The sequence below is a fragment of the Vibrio aerogenes genome (genome assembly GCF_024346755.1).
Taxonomy (GTDB): Bacteria; Pseudomonadota; Gammaproteobacteria; order Enterobacterales; family Vibrionaceae; genus Vibrio; species Vibrio aerogenes.
The window spans coordinates 1,142,781-1,164,047 of the sequence record NZ_AP024862.1 but is presented as its reverse complement, the minus strand read 5'-3'; the positions used below and the strand labels follow the sequence as shown (position 1 = coordinate 1,164,047).

Below are 21,267 nucleotides of genomic sequence, written 5' to 3'. Positions count from 1 at the left end.
AAAAGGCAGTACACGATGGACCAAAATAAAAAGAGCAATCCGGTCAGCGAACTACCGGAAGATGAAGTCGTCAGACTCTTTCAGCTGGCAAAAGCAAAAGGATTAAAACGGAAAAAGAAAGCCGCCAACCGGACGATTGAGCCGGTGGCGCGTTCTGAAGAAGGCGAACCCCTTGGTCTGGCACAACGCCGGATCTGGTTTTTGTCCGAAATGGAGCAGGAGACCTCCGAAGCCTATATTATTAACGGCGCATATCGTCTGGAAGGACAACTTGATATTGACGCATTGCAAACCACGCTTGATCGCCTGGCGGCCCGTCATGAATCACTGAGAACCTGTTTCTCCCGGCATGACGGTCAGCCGGTGCAAAAAATTCTGCCGGCGGAGACCGGGTTTCGTTTCACTCATGCTGATGCGTCAAATACTGATCTGTCAGCACCTTATCTGCCTCAGTTTGATTTAACCACCGGACCACTGGCTTGTGCAGAACTGGTCCGGGTTTCAGACCAGCAACACATTCTGCGGGTCGCCTTGCATCATGCGATCGCCGATGGCTGGTCAATGAGCGTGCTGATTGGTGAAGTCGGCCGCCTTTATGCAGCGCTGACACAAAACCAGCCTGATCCACTGCCTTTGTTGCCGGTACAGTTTGCAGATTATGCCCACTGGCAGCAGGCACTGCCTGCTGAGACCATGCAAACTCAGAAAGATTACTGGCTTAAGCAATTGGGAGATGCGCCGGAATATCTTGATTTAATCACGGACTTCCCCCGTCCGGTGGTACAGGAACACCGGGGCAACAGCCTGAAATTCAGCCTTGATCCGGCGCTGAGCGCCGCACTGAAAAATCTGAGTCAGCGTTTTGATACCACCTTATTTATGACTTTATTTGCCAGCTGGGGTGCGCTGATGGGGCGTCTTGCCAATCAGGACGATGTCGTGATTGGGATTCCGGTCGCAGGCCGAAACCGTGCAGAGCTGGAAGGGCTGATCGGCATGTTTGTCAATACGCAGGCATTGCGGGTCGACCTCTCTGACAATCCGGACACTGCGGCCTTGCTGGGGCAGGTGAAGGCGACGTCACTGGCGGCACAGTCTCATCAGGACATCCCGTTTGAGCAGGTGGTGGAAGCCATTGCACCGACGCGCGATCCTTCCCGTTCCCCGGTGTTTCAGGTGTTGTTCGCATTACAGAACCTGCCGGATGCGACGCTCACACTACCCGGATTAACCCTGTCAGCGGTTGATGAACCCATGTCAACCGCGAAATTTGAACTGAGTCTGCTGATCGATGAATGTGGTGATCAGCTTTGTGGCTATCTGAATTATGCGACGGCGCTGTTTAGCGAAGCGACCATCACCCGCTATCTGAATTACTGGATCCGCCTGCTGGAAGGCATGGTGGCTGAGCCGGAAACGGCGGTCAAAGCGCTGCCTTTACTGGATGAGCCGGAATATCAGCAGGTGATCCATCAGTTTAACGACACCCGCTATGACTACCCATCAGACATTGGCGTTCACAGCCTGTTTTCCCGTCAGGCACAAAAGACGCCGGACGCACTGGCAGTTGTGTATGAAAACGGCATGCCGGATGGCGGGCACATGGATTATGCCACACTCGAAAACCGTGCCAATCAGCTGGCACACCGGTTGATTGAAGCCGGTGTATCCCGCGGTCAGTTTGTGGTGATTTCACTGCCGCGTTCGCTGCAACTGGTGGTGGCAGAGCTGGCGATTCTCAAATGTGGTGCAGCTTATGTGCCGATGGACCCGAATGCCCCGCAGGATCGTCTGGATTTTGTGCTGGCAGACTGCGGTGCAACGGTGATCGTGGCCGCCGGTGAACCGGTGGTTGTCGATGCTGACGTGCAGATCATCAACATTGATGCTGTCTCAGAGGAAGCCATCTTACAGGGACAGGCACTACAGGGACAGGCAGCGGTCGATGTGCCGGTGCGCGGTCATGACCCGGCTTATGTGATGTATACGTCCGGTTCAACCGGCAAACCCAAAGGGGTGATGATCCCGCATCAGGGCATCGCCCGGCTGGTGATAAATAACGGCTATATGGAGATTGACCCGGCAGACCGGGTCGCGTTTGCCGTCAACCCGGTGTTTGATGTGTCGACGATGGAACTCTGGGGCCCACTGCTCAACGGGGCATCCGTGGTGGTCATCAGTCAGGAAACCCTGCTCGATGCCGATGCTTTTTCAGCAGCGCTGAGCCGCCATCAGGTCAGCATTTTGTGGCTGACCGTCGGTTTGTTTAACCAGTATGCGACGCGGATCGGTCCGGTCTTTGCCGGACTTAAATATCTGCTGGTGGGCGGTGATGCGCTGGATCCGAAAACCATTCGTCAGGTCTTGCTCAATCATCCGCCGCAAAAATTGCTCAACGGCTATGGCCCGACCGAAGCCACCACATTTGCACTGACCCATGACATTCAGTCGGTGGGAGAGCAGGATGCCAGTATCCCGCTGGGGCGGCCAATCGGGAACACGCAAATTTATGTGCTCAATGACAACCGCCAGCCGGTGCCGTGTGGTGTGGCTGGTGAAATTTATATTGCCGGTGACGGCGTCGCGCTGGAATACCTCGGACGCCCGGAGCTGACAGCAGCCAGCTTTCTGCCCGATCCCTTCTCGGATCAACCCGGTGCCCGGATGTACAAAAGTGGTGACTTAGGCTACTGGCGGCAGGATGGGATTCTCGAATTTCTGGGCCGGAATGATTTTCAGGTCAAGATTCGCGGCTTCCGGATTGAGCTGGGAGAAATTGAAGCAGCGCTGCGCGATTGTGCCGGTGTGCAACAGGCGCTGGTGATTGCACCCACGCTGCCATCCGGCGAGAAACGGCTGGTTGCTTATGTCAGCGGCCAGGATCTTTGCGCAGAAACGCTGAAAGAGAAACTGGGCGGACGCTTACCGGCCTATATGGTGCCTGCTGCCTTCATGGTGCTGGAACAGATGCCACTGAACGCCAATGGCAAAGTGGACCGCAAAGCCCTGCCTGCACCCGATGAATCTGCCTTTGCCCGTGCGGAATACGAGCCGCCGCAGGGCGAGACGGAACAGTTGCTGGCCGGTATCTGGCAATCCCTGCTGTCGATTGCGCAGGTCAGCCGTCATGATAATTTCTTTGAACTGGGCGGCCACTCGCTGCTCGCGGTGCAGATGATCGAACAGCTCCGTCAGCATCAGATGCATCTGGCTGTCCGGGATCTGTTCAGCCATCCGACGGTCGCGGGTCTGGCTCCGGTACTTGCCGGTCAGTCCGCAGCACAAACGGCTGTACCGCCCAATCTGATTCCACCGTCATGTCAGGCGATCACACCACAGATGTTGCCACTGGCTGAACTGACTCAGGCAGAAATTGATACCGTTGCGGCCCGCGTTGATGGTGGCATGGTAAATATTCAGGATATTTATCCGCTCGCGCCATTGCAGGAAGGGATTCTGTTCCATCACCTGCTACAGCAGGACGGTGACCCGTATGTGACCCGCTTTATTCAGGCATTGCGTGATGAGTCTGAAGTGGATGCATTTCTTGCGGCGCTTGAGCCGGTCATTCAGCGCCATGATATTCTGCGCACCGCTGTGGTCTGGGAAGGACTCGAATCACCGGTTCAGGTGGTCTGGCGTCAGGCGCCGGTCCGGGTACAAACGCTGGACCTGACTCACAGCGAGGATGTGGCAACCGCCCTGCAACAGCATGTTGATCCGGCGCATACCCGGATGGATGTGCAGCGTGCGCCGATGATTGAAGCGTACAAAGTGGCCGACCCGGCTCACAACCGCTGGCTGCTGTGTTTCCTCTGCCATCATTTATGTAATGACCACACCACGCTGGAACTGGTGGTCGAAGAGGTCATGGCACATCTGGCAGGACAGGCAGACCAACTGCCGCAGCCGCTGCCATTCCGTAATTTTGTTGCCCGCTCGCGTTCGGTCAGTGATGCTGAGCATCAGGCCTATTTTACCCGGCAACTGGCAGAGATTGATGAACCCTGTGCGCCATTCGGCCTGCTGAATGTCCGGCACAACGGTGAGCAGAATGAAAATCTGAATGTGGCGCTGGATGCGTCACTGGCACAACGCCTGCGGAGACTGGCCCGCCAGCGCGGGATGAGTCCGGCGACGTTGTTCCATCTGGCATGGGGGATGGTGACCCGTGCGGCCACCGGTCAAAACGATGTTGTCTTCGGCACGGTCTTGTTTGGCCGGATGGATGGCGGTGAAGGGGCTGACCGCGTGATGGGCATGTTCCTGAACACACTGCCACTGCGCCTTTCACTGGCGGATCTGACAGCGGAACAAGCCTTGCAGCACACCCGCGATCAACTGGCCGGATTACTGGCCCATGAACATGCGTCGCTGGTGCAGGCACAGCAGTGCAGTGGTGTGGATGCCGGTACACCATTATTCAGCGCATTGCTTAATTACCGTTATCAGGGGGGCAGCCAGCAACTGGAAACCCCCGCACCGCTGAAGATGTCGGTGGTTTTTGCAGAAGAAAGTACCAACTACCCGCTGAATCTGTCGGTGAATGATATCGACGGGGCGGATTTCTCACTCGATGTGATGGTTACCCGTCAGATTGGCGCGGAACGGATTGCCGGCATGATGACAACCGCACTGGCCGGGCTGGCGGATGCACTGGAACAGCGCTCCGCCACTGACATTATCCGGCTGAATGTGTTGCCCGAAGCGCAACTGAATCAGGTCTTACATGGCTTCAATCAGACCCGCAAGACATTCAGGCACAATGTCTGTATTTATCAGTTATTTGAGCGTTTTGACTGGGAAACGCCGGACGCGGTTGCACTGGTCAGTGATCATGAATCGCTGACTTATGAACAGCTGAACAGCCGGGCGAACCGGCTGGCACACTGGCTGATAGCGCAGGGGATTCAGCCGGATGACCGGGTCGGCGTTGCGGTGCCCCGTCATGTCGATCTGATTGTGGCGATGCTGGCGACCTTCAAGGCCGGTGGTGTGTACGTACCGATGGACCCGAATTATCCGGACAGCCGTCTGCTGCATATCCTGACCGATAGTGCGCCGAAAGTTTTGATCACAACAGCAGATGTTGCGCCCCGTTTTGCCCAAACTCAGGGGGGATGGAAGAAGATTGATATTCAGCGGCATCAGTCGCGCTGGGCAAAACAGCCGGACCACAATCCACAGGTGGAAGGTCTGACGCCTCATCATCTGGCTTATCTGATATATACATCCGGCTCTACCGGGCTGCCGAAAGGCGTCATGGTGCCACATCACGGCCTGTGTAATGTCGCTTCGGCGCAGCGTCGTCTGTTCAATGTGGGGGCCGACAGCCGGGTGTTGCAGTTCAGCTCGATTAGTTTTGATGCCAGTGTCTTTGACATGGTGATGGGGCTTTGCACCGGTGCAGCACTGCATCTGGCCGGTCCGTCACAGCTGCTGGGAGACGCCTTGTCTGATGTGCTGGAAGCCCGGCAGATTACCCATGTCACACTGCCACCGGCGGCGCTGTCCAGCCTTGACCCCGCCCGTGCGCTGCCGGATCTGAAAGTGCTGATTACGGCCGGTGAAGCACTAACCCGAGCGGTGATTGAGCCCTGGCTGGATGGACGGAAAGTGTTCAACGCTTACGGCCCGACAGAAACAACCATCTGGGCAACAACGGCTGCATTGCATCAGCCGTTTACCGGCCAGCCTTCCATTGGCCAGCCGGTGGAAAATACCCGGATTTACATTCTTGATGCTCAGGGTGTGCCGGTGCCGGTGGGTGTCTGCGGAGAAATTTATATCGGCGGTGTCGGCATTGCACGCGGCTATTTGAACCGGGACGATCTGACGCAGGAACGCTTCCTGATCGATCCGTTCTCAGATCAACCGGACGCCCGGATGTACCGCACCGGCGATCTCGCCAGCTGGCGGCCCGACGGCACGATTGACTACCTTGGCCGGAGCGATCAGCAGGTTAAAATCCGTGGTCACCGGATAGAGCCGGGTGAGATTGAAACCGCGCTTCAGCAGTGTCAAGGTGTGGGCAGTGCCGTCGTCGTGGCGGCGAAAGACCCGTCGGGTTATCTCAGCCTGACCGGTTATTACACGCTTTCATCCAAAGCAGGTTCATCAGAAATGCCGGAAACTCACGTTACCCCGGCAGCACTGAAAGCCCGTTTAAGTGAGTGCTTACCTGAATACATGGTGCCTGCCGCCTATGTGATGCTGGATGCACTGCCGCTGACTCCGAATGGCAAGGTCGATCTGAAAGCGCTGCCGGCGCCTGATGACAGTGCCCGCGTGACCCGGCAATATCATGCGCCGCAGGGGGAAACAGAAACGGCACTGGCCGGTATCTGGCAGCAACTGCTGGGTGTGGCGCAGGTCGGCCGGGATGACCACTTCTTCGAACTGGGTGGACATTCACTGCTCGCTGTCCAGCTGATCTCCCGGATTCGTTCTGTTCTTGGATGTGAGCTATCGCTGACAACCTTGTTTGCGGCGCCGGTGTTACACGCACTGGCCGGTGAAATCTCCGGACAACAGACGTCACCGGACGCTCTGCCTGAAATCACACCATTGGCTCAGGGCGTCAGGCCACCGCTGTCTCTGGCACAACAACGGCTGTGGTTCCTGTCACAAATGGCTCCGTCGGCAACAGCGGCGTATACCATTACCCGTGCGGTCCGGCTGAATGGCGCACTGAATGTCGGTGCGTTGCAGCAGGCGCTGGATGAAATTGTGGCCCGGCATGCACCGCTGCGGACCTGTTTTGCAGATGAGGATGGTGTGCCGGTACAGGTGATTGGTGAAGCGACACAGGGCTTCCCGCTCACTTGTCTGGATGCAGCAAACGACGCGTCTGAGCCATGTTTCCCTGAGTGCTTCCCTGAGTTTGACCTGTCTGCCGGTCCGCTGGCTTTGGGGCAACTGATCCGCATATCAGATGACGAACACTGGCTGCATCTGGCGATGCATCACATCATTACCGATGGCTGGTCGATGGGGATCTTTACCCGTGAATTGTCCGCTTTATATCGTGCGTTTAACCGCGGAGAAGACAGCCCGTTAGCGCCGCTGACGATTCAATATGGCGATTATGCCGCGTGGCAGCAAACGCATCTGGCCGGTGAACGGTTACAACAGCAGCAGGCTTACTGGAGCACCCAGCTGAAAGGGATTCCGGAATGCCTGAGCCTGCCGGCCAGCCGGCCACGGCCTGAATATCAGGACTACAGTGGCGCGACCGTGTCCCTGAATCTTGATGCCACGCTGACAAATGCGCTGAAAACACTCAGCCGAAGCCATGATTGTACTTTGTATATGACGCTGCTGTCCGGCTGGGCCGCACTGATGAGCCGCCTGTCCGGTCAGGATGATGTGGTGATTGGCTCGCCGGTGGCTGGCCGTACCCGGACTGAAGCAGAAGGGTTGATCGGCATGTTTGTTAACAGTCTGGCTATCCGGGTCGGCTTCGAAGACCATCCGGATACCGCCGGTCTGCTGGCGCAGGTAAAAGCCACCGCCTTACAGGGACAGTCGCATCAGGATTTGCCGTTTGAGCAGGTGGTGGAAGCCGTGGCACCGCAGCGGAATCTGACCCATAGTCCGGTGTTCCAGGTGATGTTTGCCTTGCAGAATATGCCGGAAGAATCACTGGAAGCGGATGGATTAATCCTGTCTTCACCGGCCGCAGAAATGACGACGGCGCAGGTTGACCTCAGTCTTCAGGTACATGAAGCCGGAGACTCGCTGGTGGCGACGCTCAATTATGCCACCGCACTGTTTGATGAACCGACGGCCCGGCGCTATTTGCACTACTGGCGCAATCTGCTGTCAGCGATGATGATGGCACCCGCACAGCCGCTCAGTGAATTGCCGCTGATGGATGAAGCGGAATATCAACAGATCATTCATGGTTTCAACGCAGATCAGACACAATTTGCTTCTGAGGCGCTGATTCATCAGCAGTTCGAACGGCAGGCTCATGCAACGCCGGATGCCGTTGCCGTTGTCTTTGAAGAGCAATCGCTGACTTACGGCGAGCTGAACCACAAAGCGAATCAGCTGGCGCACTGGCTGCGTGAGCAGGGTGTCCGGCCGGACAGCCGGGTGGCGATCGCGCTGCCACGTTGTCTTGAACTGCCGGTGGCGATTCTGGCGACACTCAAAGCGGGCGGAGCTTATGTACCACTGGATCCGGATTATCCGGCCGACCGGATTGCGTATACCCTGCATGACAGCAAGCCAGAGGTCTTAATCACCACCTTGTCGGTGATGTCACAGCCAGACGGGTTCACGACCGAAAGCCTTGACCCGGCCATGTCACTGGTGCTGCTTGATCAGCAAACACAGCCATGGGCTTCCTGTCCGGCAGAGAATATTCCGCTGCAACAATCGGGCGTGAATTGCCATCATCTGGCTTACATTATTTACACTTCCGGTTCGACCGGAAAACCCAAAGGCGTGATGATTGAACACCGCAATGTCATCAGGCTGATGGCGGCGACTCAAACTGATTATCAGTTTGGCGCGCACGATGTCTGGACCTTGTTCCACTCTTATGCCTTTGACTTTTCTGTGTGGGAAATCTGGGGTGCGCTGCTGTTTGGCGGACGTCTGGTGATTGTGCCGCAGCTGACATCCCGTTCTCCGCAGGACTTTTACCTGCTGCTGTGTGAACAGGGTGTCACGGTACTGAACCAGACCCCAAGTGCATTCCGCCAGCTGATCAGCGCTCAGGGTGAAACTCCGGCAGCGCATCAGCTGCGCTATGTGATTTTTGGCGGTGAGGCGCTCGATCTGGCGGCACTGACGCCCTGGTATCAGCGCCCGGTGAATGCTGCGACTCAGCTGGTGAATATGTACGGGATTACGGAAACCACAGTCCACACGACGTATTACCCGGTGATGGCAGAAGATGCCGGACGTGCCGGACCGAGCCCGATCGGACGGCAACTGGCTGATTTACGTCTGTATATCCTCGACCCGCATCAGCAGCCGGTGCCTGTGGGTGTGGCCGGTGAATTGTATGTCGGCGGTGACGGTGTGGCCCGTGGCTATTTCAACCGGCCGGAACTCACGGCAGAGCGCTTCCCTGAAGACCCGTTTGTTACCACACCGGGAGCCCGGATGTACAAGTCCGGTGATATGGGACGCTGGCTGGCCGATGGTTCCGTAGAATATCTGGGACGTAATGACGATCAGGTCAAAATCCGGGGCTTCCGGATAGAGCTGGGTGAAATCAGCTCGGTGCTGCAATTGTGTGATGGTGTGCAGGATGCATTTGTGATTGCCAAAGGTGACGGGGCTGAAAAACGGCTGGTTGCGTATTATTTGCCTGCTGCTGTATCCGGCACGGCAGTGACCCCGGATGAACTGAAAACCCGCCTTGGTACTGCCTTACCGGATTACATGATCCCGGCCGCGTATGTTGTGCTGGATGAGATTCCGCTGACACCGAACGGAAAAATTGACTACAGAGCGCTGCCGGAGCCGGATGAAGCCGCCCTGATCCGCCACGAATATGAAGCGCCTCAGAGTGAGACGGAACAAAAGCTTGCAGCGATCTGGCAACAGTTGCTGGGGATTGAGCAAGTGGGCCGGCATGATGATTTCTTCGCGCTGGGCGGTCACTCTCTGATGGCGGTACAGCTGGTTTCACGGCTGCGGACAGCGCTGGATACGGAACTGCCACTGACTACGCTGTTTGCAACGCCTGTCTTACATGAACTGGCACGGGCGCTGGATACCATGGCGGGGGCGTCTGCGGCGTTACCTGAGATTGTGCCGCTGGGCAGTCATGAAAATCCGCCGTTATCTCTGGCGCAGCAACGGTTATGGTTCCTGTCACAGATGGAACCGGCCGCCTCTGCCGCTTATGTGGTTTACAGTGGGGTGCGTCTGACCGGAGCGCTGGATGTGGACGCATTACAGCGGGCACTGAATCAGATTGTGACCCGTCATGCGCCGCTGAGAACCCGGTTTGCCGATGCGGGTGGCGTGCCGGTACAAATCATCAATGATGTGCAGCAAGGCTTCCCGCTGACCTGGCTGGAAGGGGAAGCGTTGCAGCATGATATCGCACCGTTCTGTCCTGAATTTAATCTGACCACCGGCCCGCTGGTGCAGGGACAGCTGATTCACATCAGTGATGAGGAGCACTGGCTGCGTCTGGCGATGCATCACATCATCACCGATGGCTGGTCGATGGGGATTCTGACCCGTGAACTGTCTGCACTGTATGCGGCATACAGTCAGGGTCAGGCTGATCCACTGCCGCCACTGAGTATTCAGTATGGTGATTATGCCGCATGGCAGCAGACGCATTTGCAGGGAGAGGTGCTGCAACAGCAGCAAGCTTACTGGAAGGAACAACTGAGTGGCATTCCTGAATGTCTGACGCTGCCGTCAGACCGGCCAAGACCCGCTCATATGGATTATCGTGGTGCAGCGGTGCCGGTTTGTCTGGATTCAGCGCTGACTGACGGGCTGAAAGCGCTCAGTCAGCGTCATGGCTGTACGTTATACATGACATTGCTGTCGGCATGGGCTGCTTTGATGAACCGTCTGTCCGGAGAAGACGACGTGGTGATTGGTTCCCCGGTCGCAGGACGGACCCGCGCAGAGCTGGAAGGTTTGATCGGGATGTTCGTCAATACCCAGGCGCTGCGGGTGGATTTATCCGGCCAGCCGGATACCGCATCGTTGCTGTCTCAGGTCCGGGCGACTTCATTAGCTGCACAGGCGAATCAGGATTTACCGTTTGAGCAGGTGGTGGAAGCCGTTGCACCGGGACGCAGCCTCAATCACAGTCCGGTTTTTCAGGTGATGTTTGCCCTGCAAAATATGCCGGAAGAAATGCTGGAAGCCGACGGGCTCACTTTCTCTTCTTTACCTGCCGAAATGAATACGGCACAGGTGGATCTCAGCCTGCTGATGTATGAAACAGCAAACGGTCTGGAAGGCATGCTGAATTTTGCCACCGCTCTGTTTGACGAAAAGACGGTGCAGCGTTATCTCGGTTACTGGCAACAGTTACTGGCGGGCATGGTGGCGAATCCGGATGCACCGGTCAGCACTTTGTCGCTGATGGATGAAGCGGAATATCAACAGGTGACTGAGCTTTTCAATCAGACGCAGGCAGATTATCCGTCTGATACTGGCGTACATTCACTGTATACCCGTCTGGCACAGCAACAGCCGGACGCACCGGCCATTATTTATCCGGATTTGGTTACCACTCAGACACAGGCCGCAGAAGAGGTTTGCTGGCGCTATGCGGCGCTGGAAGCTGCCGCGAATGCACTGGCTGGCCGGTTACTGGCATCCGGGGTGAATCCGGGACAGTGTGTGGCAACGTTATTACCACGTTCACCGCAATTGATTGTCGCTGAGCTGGCGATTCTGAAATGTGGTGCCGTCTATGTGCCGTTAGACCCGTCTACACCACCGGACCGGCGTGATTATGTGCTCAGCGATTGTGGTGCTGAGCTGATACTGACGGAGGAAGGGTGTCATGTGGATGTTTCGGCTCAGTTACTGACAGTGACTGAAGAGATGCTCAGCCAGTCCGGAGCCCCCGTTGTTGATACACAAGTTCGTGGTGATGCACCGGCGTATGTCATGTATACCTCGGGGTCAACGGGTCAACCTAAAGGGGTGGTGGTTCCTCACCGGGCGATTGTCCGGCTGGTGATTGATAACGGTTATATGGATGTCAGCCCGTCCGATCGCGTGGCCTTTGCGGCAAACCCGGCATTTGATGCCACCACGATGGAAGTCTGGGCTCCGCTGCTCAACGGCGCTTCTGTTGTGGTCGTTCGTCAGGAAACACTTCTCAATGTTGATGCACTAGCAACCACACTGACTGACCATCAGGTCAATATCCTTTGGCTGACCGTCGGATTGTTTAACCAGTACGCAGACGGGCTTGGTCAGGCACTGAGCCGGTTGAAATATCTGCTGGTTGGCGGGGACGCGCTGGATCCGAAAGTGATTCGTCAGGTGCTCACGGACAACCCGCCGGAGAAACTGCTCAATGGCTACGGTCCGACGGAAACGACGACCTTTGCTTTGACGCATGAGATTGATTCAGTCAGCAAGGATGCGGTCAGTATTCCGCTCGGACGGCCCATTGCGAATACTCAAATTTATCTTCTGGATAGTCACCGGCAGCCTGTGCCTCGTGGAGTTATCGGTGAAATTTATATCGGCGGCGATGGTGTGGCGCTGGGATATCTTGGGCAACCTGAACTGACGCAAAACAGCTTCATGCCGGATCCGTTTTCGGCCAGCCCGGATGCCCGGATGTATAAAAGTGGTGACACCGGCTACTGGCGCGCTGACGGCACATTAGAATTTGCAGGGCGAAACGATTTTCAGGTCAAGATCCGTGGTTTCCGGATCGAGCCCGGTGAGATTGAAGCCGCGCTTCAGGCATGCGATGGCGTGCAAAAAGCACTGGTGATCGCCCGGACACAAGCTTCCGGTGAAAAACAGCTGGTTGCGTATGTCACCGGGACGGATCTGACAGCCGCTTCACTGAAAGCCCGGCTGGGAGAAAGCCTGCCGGCTTACATGATTCCTGCCGCATATGTTGTGCTTGACCAGATGCCGCTGACCAGTAATGGCAAGATCGACCGCCGGGCATTGCCCGCACCGGATGAATCCGCATTTGTGACCCGCACTTATGAGGCCCCTGAAGGCGCAATGGAAATCCGGCTGGCTGCGATCTGGGAACAGTTGCTCGGTGTCAAACAGGTCGGCCGACAGGACGATTTCTTTGAACTGGGCGGCCACTCTCTGCTGGCGGTACAGCTTATTGCTGAAGTGCGTCATCAGCTCAATCTGGAAGTGACGATTACACAACTCTTTGAAAATGCTTCGTTATCTGCATTCGCAGCAAAACTGGCTTATATCAAACTTTCTGCATTTTCTTCGCAAGATATTGAGAAGGTCATGCAACGTTTATCAAAAGGAAAAATGAATGACTGATACACGCTTTTCTCTCGATCAGTTATCCCCGGAAGAACTGATGGCCGTCCTGGAACAGTTAGAGCAGGACGACGTAAAACCAGTCCAGAGTGAACCTCTGGTACCTGAGATGATCGTTGCAGATCCGGAGCGGCGCGAATTCCCGCTGTCTCTGGCACAGAGACGCTTATGGGTGATGTCTCAAATGGAAGCAGAGACCACCGCCGCGTATGTGATCGCTGGCGGATTACGGTTGTGCGGCCAGCTGGATATGGATGCACTGACCCGTGCACTGGACCGGGTGGTTGCCCGGCACAGTGCGCTGCGGACACGCATTGAAATACGTGATGGTGAGCCGGTTCAGGTGATCTCATCACAAGACGACGGCTTTCCGCTCGAAGAAATCAACCACTCTCAGGTGACACCGGAAAACCAGCCATTTGAGCCGGAATTTGATTTGGTGAATGGTCCGCTGGTCTGTGGGCAACTGATTCATCAAAGTGAGCAGGAGCATATTCTTAAAATCGCTATGCACCACATCATTGCGGATGGCTGGTCGATGGGGATTTTTACCGCTGAACTGAGCGCACTCTACGCTGCCTTTGTTCAGGGGCTGCCGGATCCGCTGCCTGAACTGCCAATCCGGTTCGGTGATTATGCCTGCTGGCAGCAGTCTTATCTTCAGGGTGAGGTGCTGGAGAAGCAACGGGAATTCTGGGTGTCCCATCTCAGGGGTGCGCCGGAACTTTTGACGTTGCCGACAGACCGGCCACGACCGGAACTGCGTGACTATGTGGGTGATAATATTGCTGTCACGCTGGATGCTGAACTGACCGCCGGGCTGAAAGCGCTGAGTCAGCGCCATGGTTGCACGTTATATATGACATTACTGGCCGCATGGGCGGCTTTGATGAGCCGTTTGTCCGGACAGGAAGAGGTCGTGATTGGCTCGCCGGTAGCATGCCGGACCCGCAAAGAAGCCGAAGGACTGATCGGAATGTTTGTCAATACGCAGGCGCTGCGGGTTGATCTATCCGGAGATCCTGATACTGCGGCGCTGCTGGCACAGGTGAAATCGACGGCGCTGGCCGCTCAGTCTCATCAGGACATGCCGTTTGAAGATATTGTTAAAGCCGTAGCTCCCGTGCGTCATCTGTCTTATTCGCCGGTGTTCCAGGCGGTGTTTGCGTTACAAAATCTGCCCAAAAGCGAACTGTCTTTGTCGGGGATGAGCCTGTCTTCTGTTGATGTGCCGGATAAATCAGCCAAGGTCGATCTGGCGCTGATTCTGAATGAAAGCGAAGCAGAGATTACCGGAGGGCTCAATTATGCCACCGCACTGTTTGATAAGGAAACGATGGAGCGTTATGCCGGTTATTGGGTCAGGTTACTCAAAGGCATGATAGCCCAGAGTCATCAGCCGGTGCAGTCACTCCCTGTGCTTGCTGAAGCGGAACGACTTTATTTGCTGGATGGACTGAATCAGACCCGGATGGATTTTCCGGAACATGCCTGTATTCATGAAATATTCGAACAAATGGTGGCTGCGAATCCACAGGCTGTGGCATTGGTCACGGATTGTGAGTCGCTGACTTATGCGGCGTTAAATCAACGTGCCAATCAGCTCGCGCACTGGCTGATTGAGGACGGTGTGCAGCCGGACAGCCGGGTCGCAGTCGCCATTCCCCGTAGTGCTGACTTACTGGTTGCGATGCTGGCAATCATGAAAGCCGGTGGTTGCTATGTACCGATGGATCCGAATTATCCCGATGCGCGCTTGCAGTACATGCTGGCAGACAGCGATCCGGAAGTGCTGATCACCCATGCGGAGATGCTGGCTCGTTTAGGTCAGACAAATGATCGCTGTACGGTGATTGATATCCGGCGTGACCTGCATTTATGGCAGGATTATCCGGCTTCTGATCCGGATAAATTTGCGCTGCAACTGACGTCTCAGCATCTGGCTTACATCATCTACACATCCGGCTCGACCGGTCAGCCGAAAGGGGTGATGATTCCGCATCAGGGCGTGTGTAATGTCTCTGCGGCGCAGCGCCGGATGTTTTCCGTAGGGCCGGGCGACCGCGTGCTGCAATATGCCTCGATCAGCTTTGATGCCAGTATGTTTGATATCATTATGGGGATCTGTTCCGGTGCAGCGCTGCACTTTGCCGGGCCGGGACAACCGTTGGGTGAATCTCTGTATGCGGTGATGAAATCCCGCCGGATCACCCATGCGACACTGCCTCCGGCAGCCATATCCAGTATGCGTCATGATGTCGATTTGCCGGATCTGACCTTTTTGCTGACGGCCGGGGAAGCGATTACCCGCAGCGTGATTGAGCCATGGATTCAGCCAGGGCGCGATGTCTACAATGGCTACGGCCCGACGGAAACCACGATTTGGGGGACAACCTGCGCGCTGCATCAGGCTTTTGAGGGGCAGCCGCCGATCGGGTTGCCCCGGCCGAACAGCAAAGTTTACATTCTTGACCCGTCGGGTGAGCCGGTGCCGCTGGGTGTGACGGGGGAAATTTATCTCGGTGGGGTTGGTGTTGCCCGAGGCTACCTGAACCGGCCGGATTTAACACAGGCGGCTTTTCTGCCGGATCCGTTTTTTGCTGATGAGCCTTTCACCGATGACGTCTTGACCGGAGAACCGGGCCAGCGCATGTACCGCACCGGTGATTTAGGCTGCTGGGGCGCGGATGGACTGATCCATTATCAGGGGCGCTGCGACAATCAGGTGAAGATCCGTGGTTACCGGATTGAGCTGGGTGAAATTGAAACGGCTTTGCAGCAGTGTCCGGGAGTTGAAGAAGCTGTTGTGGAAGCACAGCAAAGCGCTGCTGGTCATCCGCAGCTGGTGGCTTATTATATTGCTGCATCCGGTGGTATAACTATATCTGATGGTATGACTATCTCAGGTGATGGTGAATCCGCTGTCGACGTGTCGGCCCTGAAATCTCAGCTGAGTGAAACATTGCCGGATTATATGGTCCCGGCCGCTTATGTCAGGCTGGATGAAATGCCGCTGACACCGAACGGAAAAGTGGACCGCAAAGCGCTGCCGGTCGCGGATGAATCGGCATTTGCCCGGCAGGCCTATGAAGCGCCGCAGGGAGAAACCGAACAGTTACTGGCACAGCTCTGGTGTGAACTGTTAGGGCTTTCCCGTGCCGGACGGCAGGATCATTTCTTTGAGCTGGGCGGGCACTCACTGCTGGCTGTGCAGTTGATTGAAAAACTGCGTCAGCACGGCAGACATCTCGATGCCCGCTCACTGTTTAATCATCCGACGATTGCTTCGCTGGCTGGTGTGTTATCCGCAGACCCGGCGGGTGGGATTCAGATTCCGGAGAATCTGATCCCGGCGCAGTGTGCCGCGATTACACCGGAGATGTTGCCTTTGACCACCTTGTCACAGGCAGAGATTGACTGCATTACAGCGACTGTCCCCGGTGGGGCTGCCAATGTTCAGGATATTTATCCGCTGGCCCCGTTGCAGGAAGGCATTTTGTTCCATCATCTGCTGCAACCTGACAACGATCCTTATGTGACACCCGCGATTCTGGGCTTTGACAGTAAGCCGCGTCTGGACGAATTTCTGACCGCAATGCAGGCGGTGATTCGGCGTCACGATATTTTGCGGACCGCCGTGGTGTGGGACGGGCTGAATGAAGCACAGCAGGTGGTGTGGCGGGATGCGCCGCTGCAGGTGACGGAAATCACAGCCGATGCGTTGTTGTTTGACGATGTGGATGCGGTGGATATTGCTGACGCATTGCAGCGCCGGTTTGCACCGTCAAAAGTGCGGGTTGAGATCACACGTGCGCCGATGATTGCTGCCTGGCAGGTGGCAGAACCTGCGGGTCAACGCTGGTTCCTGTGTTTGCAAATGCACCACCTGAGTATGGATCACACGACACTGGAGCTGGTACTGGCGGAAATTCAGGCGTATCTGACCGGGCAGGAGGCCTCTTTACCGGCACCGGTACCGTTCCGGAATTTTGTTGCGCAAGCCTCTCAGGAGATGGATCGTGACGCTTATCTGAGTTATTTCCGTCAACAGTTATCGGATATTGATACGCCCTGTGCACCGTTTAATCTGCTGAATACACAAAGTCACGGGCAGCAGATTGATTCCGCGCGTTATCCGCTGGATGACGCACTGGCACGACAGCTGCGTGAACAGGCCCGTGAGTTGGGTGTGAGTGCTGCCAGTCTGTTCCATCTGGCCTGGGGCATGGTTGTCCGGGCGGCAACCGGCCGGGATGATGTGGTATTCGGCACCGTATTATTTGGCCGGATGGCGGGCGGCGATGGGGCTGACCGGGCGTTGGGCATGTTCCTCAATACGCTGCCACTGCGCTTATCGCTGGGTGACATGACGGTGGCTGGTGCGGTGCAGGAAACACATACCCGGCTGGCTGAACTGCTGAATTACGAACACGCGCCCTTGTCGATGGTACAGCAGTGCAGCGGCGTGGCGGCACAAATGCCTTTATTTACGTCGTTGTTGAATTATCGTTATCAGGGCAGCCATACACCGGCATCATCCGAACAGGCCGAAACCGTCTGGCAGGGCGTGGAGATGTTATCCGGCGAAGAACGGACCAATTATCCGGTTGGCCTCTCGGTGGATGATATCGCCGGACAGGGATTCTGTCTTGACCTGAAAATTGATGCGCAGATTGGCTGTGAGCGGGTCGCGATGATGATGACTCAGGCACTGGAAGCGCTGGTTGCAGCGTTGGTACAACCGCAGCAGGGCACCTTGATCAGCCAGCTGAATCTCCTGCCTGAAAGCGAGCGCTTTCAGGTGCTGGCAGGCTTTAACCAGACGCAGACACCATTCCCTGAGCAGCAGTGTATTCACCAGCTGTTCGAACAAACCGTGGCTGCGCAGCCGCACGCCACCGCCGTGGTCTGTGAGCAGCAGTCACTGACGTATCACCAGCTCAATCAGCAGGCTAACCAGCTTGCCCGCTGGCTGGTCGCGCAGGGTGTCTGTCCCGACAGTCGTGTTGCCGTCTCGCTGGAGCGCAGCTGCGATCTGGTCGTCGCCCTGATGGCGACGCTCAAAGCCGGAGGCGCGTATGTGCCGCTGGATCCGGGTTATCCGCAGGAGCGGCTGGCGTACATGCTGGCCGACAGTCAACCGGTGGTGGTGGTGACCACGGCTGAATTACAGCCACGGCTGGGTGATATCCCTTCAGCGACCACGGTGGTTGATATCACGGCAGAGCGTCCGTGGCTGACTGAAGAGACACACAACCTGAACCGGACCGGTCTGACGCCGCGCCATCTGGCGTACATCATTTACACCTCCGGCTCGACCGGCAACCCGAAAGGCGTGATGAACGAGCACCGGGGCGTGGTCAACCGCCTGAGCTGGATGAAAGAGGATTACGGCTTCGGCCCGGCCGATGTGGTGTTGCAGAAAACACCGTTCAGCTTTGATGTGTCGGTGTGGGAATTCTTCTGTAGCTTGTGGGCCGGTTCAACGCTGGTGATGGCGAAGCCGGAAGGCCACAAAGATCCACATTATCTGAAAGCACTGATTGAGCAGCGTCAGGTGACGATTCTGCACTTTGTGCCGCCGATGCTGCAAACCTTCCTGGAAGTGACAGAGGCCGGTGACTGCCACAGCCTGCGGCTGGTGTTCTGTAGTGGCGAAGCGTTGCCTGCGGCGGCGGTGAGAAAAACCACGCAACAACTGCCGGATGTGGCGCTGCATAATTTATACGGCCCGACGGAAGCGGCGGTCGATGTGACGGCCTGGGCGTGTCCGCGGGACCTTGAAGGAGACCGGATGTCGATTGGTGCGCCGGTGGCGAACACCCGGATGTACGTGCTGGATGCACAGGGTCAGCCGGTGCCGGTCGGTGTTGCGGGTGAGTTATATATCGGTGGCGTGCAGGTGGCGCGGGGCTATCTCAACCGCCCGGAACTGACGGCAGAGAAATTTATGGCCGACCCGTTTGCCGACGATGCGGATGCGATGATGTACCGCACCGGCGATGTGGGCTGCTGGCTGGCGGATGGGACGATTGACTATCAGGGCCGCAATGATGATCAGGTCAAAATCCGCGGATTCCGGGTTGAGCTGGGTGAAATCAGCTCGGCGTTGCAAGACTGCCGGGGCGTTCAGGAAGCCGTGGTGATTGCCCGTGGCACTGGTGCGGCGAAGCAGCTGGTGGGTTATTACACCAGTGATGAGGCCGTTGGTGCGGAAGCCGTGAAAGCGGAACTGTCAGCGCGTTTACCAGAATATATGGTGCCGTCGGCCTACGTGGCGCTGGAGAGCCTGCCGCTGACGCCGAATGGTAAAGTGAACCGTAAAGCACTGCCCGAACCGGATGACAGTGCGTTAATCCGCCATGCATATGAAGCGCCGCAGGGTGAAACGGAACTGAAGCTGGCGGCGATCTGGCAGCAGTTGCTGGGTGTGGCGCAGGTGAGTCGTCACGATCACTTCTTCGAACTGGGCGGGCATTCGCTGCTGGCGATTCGTCTGGTGAGTGAAGTGCAGAAGCAGGGTTTCCGGCTGGATCTGGCGACCTTATTCACTGCGCCGGTTTTATCGTCACTGGCGAGCGTGATCACTGCCTCTTCCGCTGCATCATTGGCGGCCGATCCGGTGATTCCGTTCCGGACGACCGGGTCTCAGACACCGTTGTTTATTGTGCCGGAATTCAGTGGTGAACTGTTATACGGCCCGGCTTTAACAGCCGTCATTGACGCGGATATCCCGGTGTATGGACTGTCCGCACCAGACAGAATGCAGCCTTCCCTGAAAACCTATCAGCACATGGCAACCCGCTATGTTCAGATGATTCGCCGGACACAGCCGGAAGGTCCGTATCGTTTGCTGGGCTGGTCAACCGGTGGTGTGGTGGCGTATGAAATTGCGGCTCAGCTGCTTGGACTTGATCAGACCGTTGAATTCCTTGGCATGCTGGACAGCTGGAAGCCGGGATTGATTCAGCGACCAGCGCTGTCCGGACAGGCGATGATGCGTGAACTGAGCCGGGGTATGGTGAACTACCTGATGCAGCAAAGCGGACAGACGGTTGATCTGCCGCAAAGCGGTGACTGGCAGGATGATTACCGGATTGCCAAAGCCACCGGATGTTTGCCTGCCAGCTGGAGTGAAACCTATTTCCATAACATGCTGATTCATCAGAAAGACTTCCTCAATGCGGAGTATCACGCCCTGCCTTTACCGGTTGAGATTGATTTGTTCGCAGCGCAGGATAATCCATCTGCACTGGGTGAGTTGTATCTGGGCTGGGATCAGGTGCTGGATACGGCACAGATTCATGTGGAAAGTGTACCGGGTGAGCACTTTGAGCTGGTCACCGGGGCTTGTTTGCCTCATGTGGGACAGGCGATTTCGGCAGCGGTGGCCCGTCGCCGGAAGGCCGCTTCATCAGGCTTGTTATCCGGTCAGCAAACGGGTCAGCCTTATGAGCCGGTGGTCACGTTGCAGGCCGGGGTGCCAGGACAACCGGTGTGCATCTGTATTCCGGGCGCGGGCGATAATGTGCTGAGCTTTGTCGATCTGGTTCAGTCAATGCCGAAAACACAGACGATGCTGGCGTTGCAACCCCGTGGATTATGGGGCAATGGGGTGCCGCATGCCAGTGTTGAAGCGGCGGCGGCATTTTATCTGCAGGCATTAACACCAAGACTGCAACAGCGGGAAATCCATGTACTGGGACACTCTTTTGGTGGCTGGGTGGCGATGGCGCTGGTCAAACAGATGGAAGATAAGGGGATTCAGGTCGCTTCATTGACGATGGCAGATTCGCGTGCGCCGGTGACGCCACGTCAGGAGGAATATACCAATCTTGAAACCATGATGTGGCTGATTCGTTTGTTTGAGATGCGCGGCAAATCGCTGGGTCTGACTGAAGCCATGCTGGCACCGATGGCACCGGAAGCACGGCTTCAGCGCTTGCATCTGGCCCTGACTGAAAGTGGCCTGATGCATGCGAGAACCACACTCAAAGAAGTGACAGCGATTTACCGGTCATTTTCGGCTAATGTCCGGACCCGTTACCTGCCGGAGACGTTACCGAAGACACCCGCCCGGTTGTTACTGGCGCATGATGTGCCGGATACGCGGCAACCGGAGTGGCAGTCTTTCATGCCATCGGTGCAGATTTTCCATAGTCCGGGGAATCATGTCACATTGCTGAAATCGCCGGATGTGACGCTGTTGGCTGAGATAATTCTGGGCCAGGCGGCCATTTAACGATGATGTTCTTGCGTGTTGCCGGAAACGGCAGCGGAAGA

2 protein-coding genes are annotated in these 21,267 nt (G+C 56.5%); both read left to right on the top strand.

Going from position 1 to position 21,267, the window contains the following annotated elements; all coding sequences use genetic code 11:
* Nucleotides 1–15 precede the first annotated feature (15 nt).
* Nucleotides 16–12,984: a non-ribosomal peptide synthetase gene (locus OCV29_RS22525; protein ID WP_261887413.1), complete on the top strand. Its 12,969-nt coding sequence runs from the start codon at nucleotides 16–18 to the stop codon at nucleotides 12,982–12,984.
* Nucleotides 12,977–21,226: a non-ribosomal peptide synthetase gene (locus tag OCV29_RS22520; protein WP_261887412.1), complete on the top strand. Its 8,250-nt coding sequence runs from the start codon at nucleotides 12,977–12,979 to the stop codon at nucleotides 21,224–21,226. Before OCV29_RS22525 ends, OCV29_RS22520 begins: the two co-directional genes overlap by 8 nt.
* The last annotated feature ends 41 nt before the right edge of the window (nucleotides 21,227–21,267 follow it).

Bases quoted from the DNA above. Each gene is read 5' to 3' on its own strand.
- OCV29_RS22525 (WP_261887413.1), top strand. From the start codon at position 16: ATGGACCAAAATAAAAAGAGCAATCCGGTCAGCGAACTACCGGAAGAT.
- OCV29_RS22520 (WP_261887412.1), top strand. From the start codon at position 12,977: ATGACTGATACACGCTTTTCTCTCGATCAGTTATCCCCGGAAGAACTG.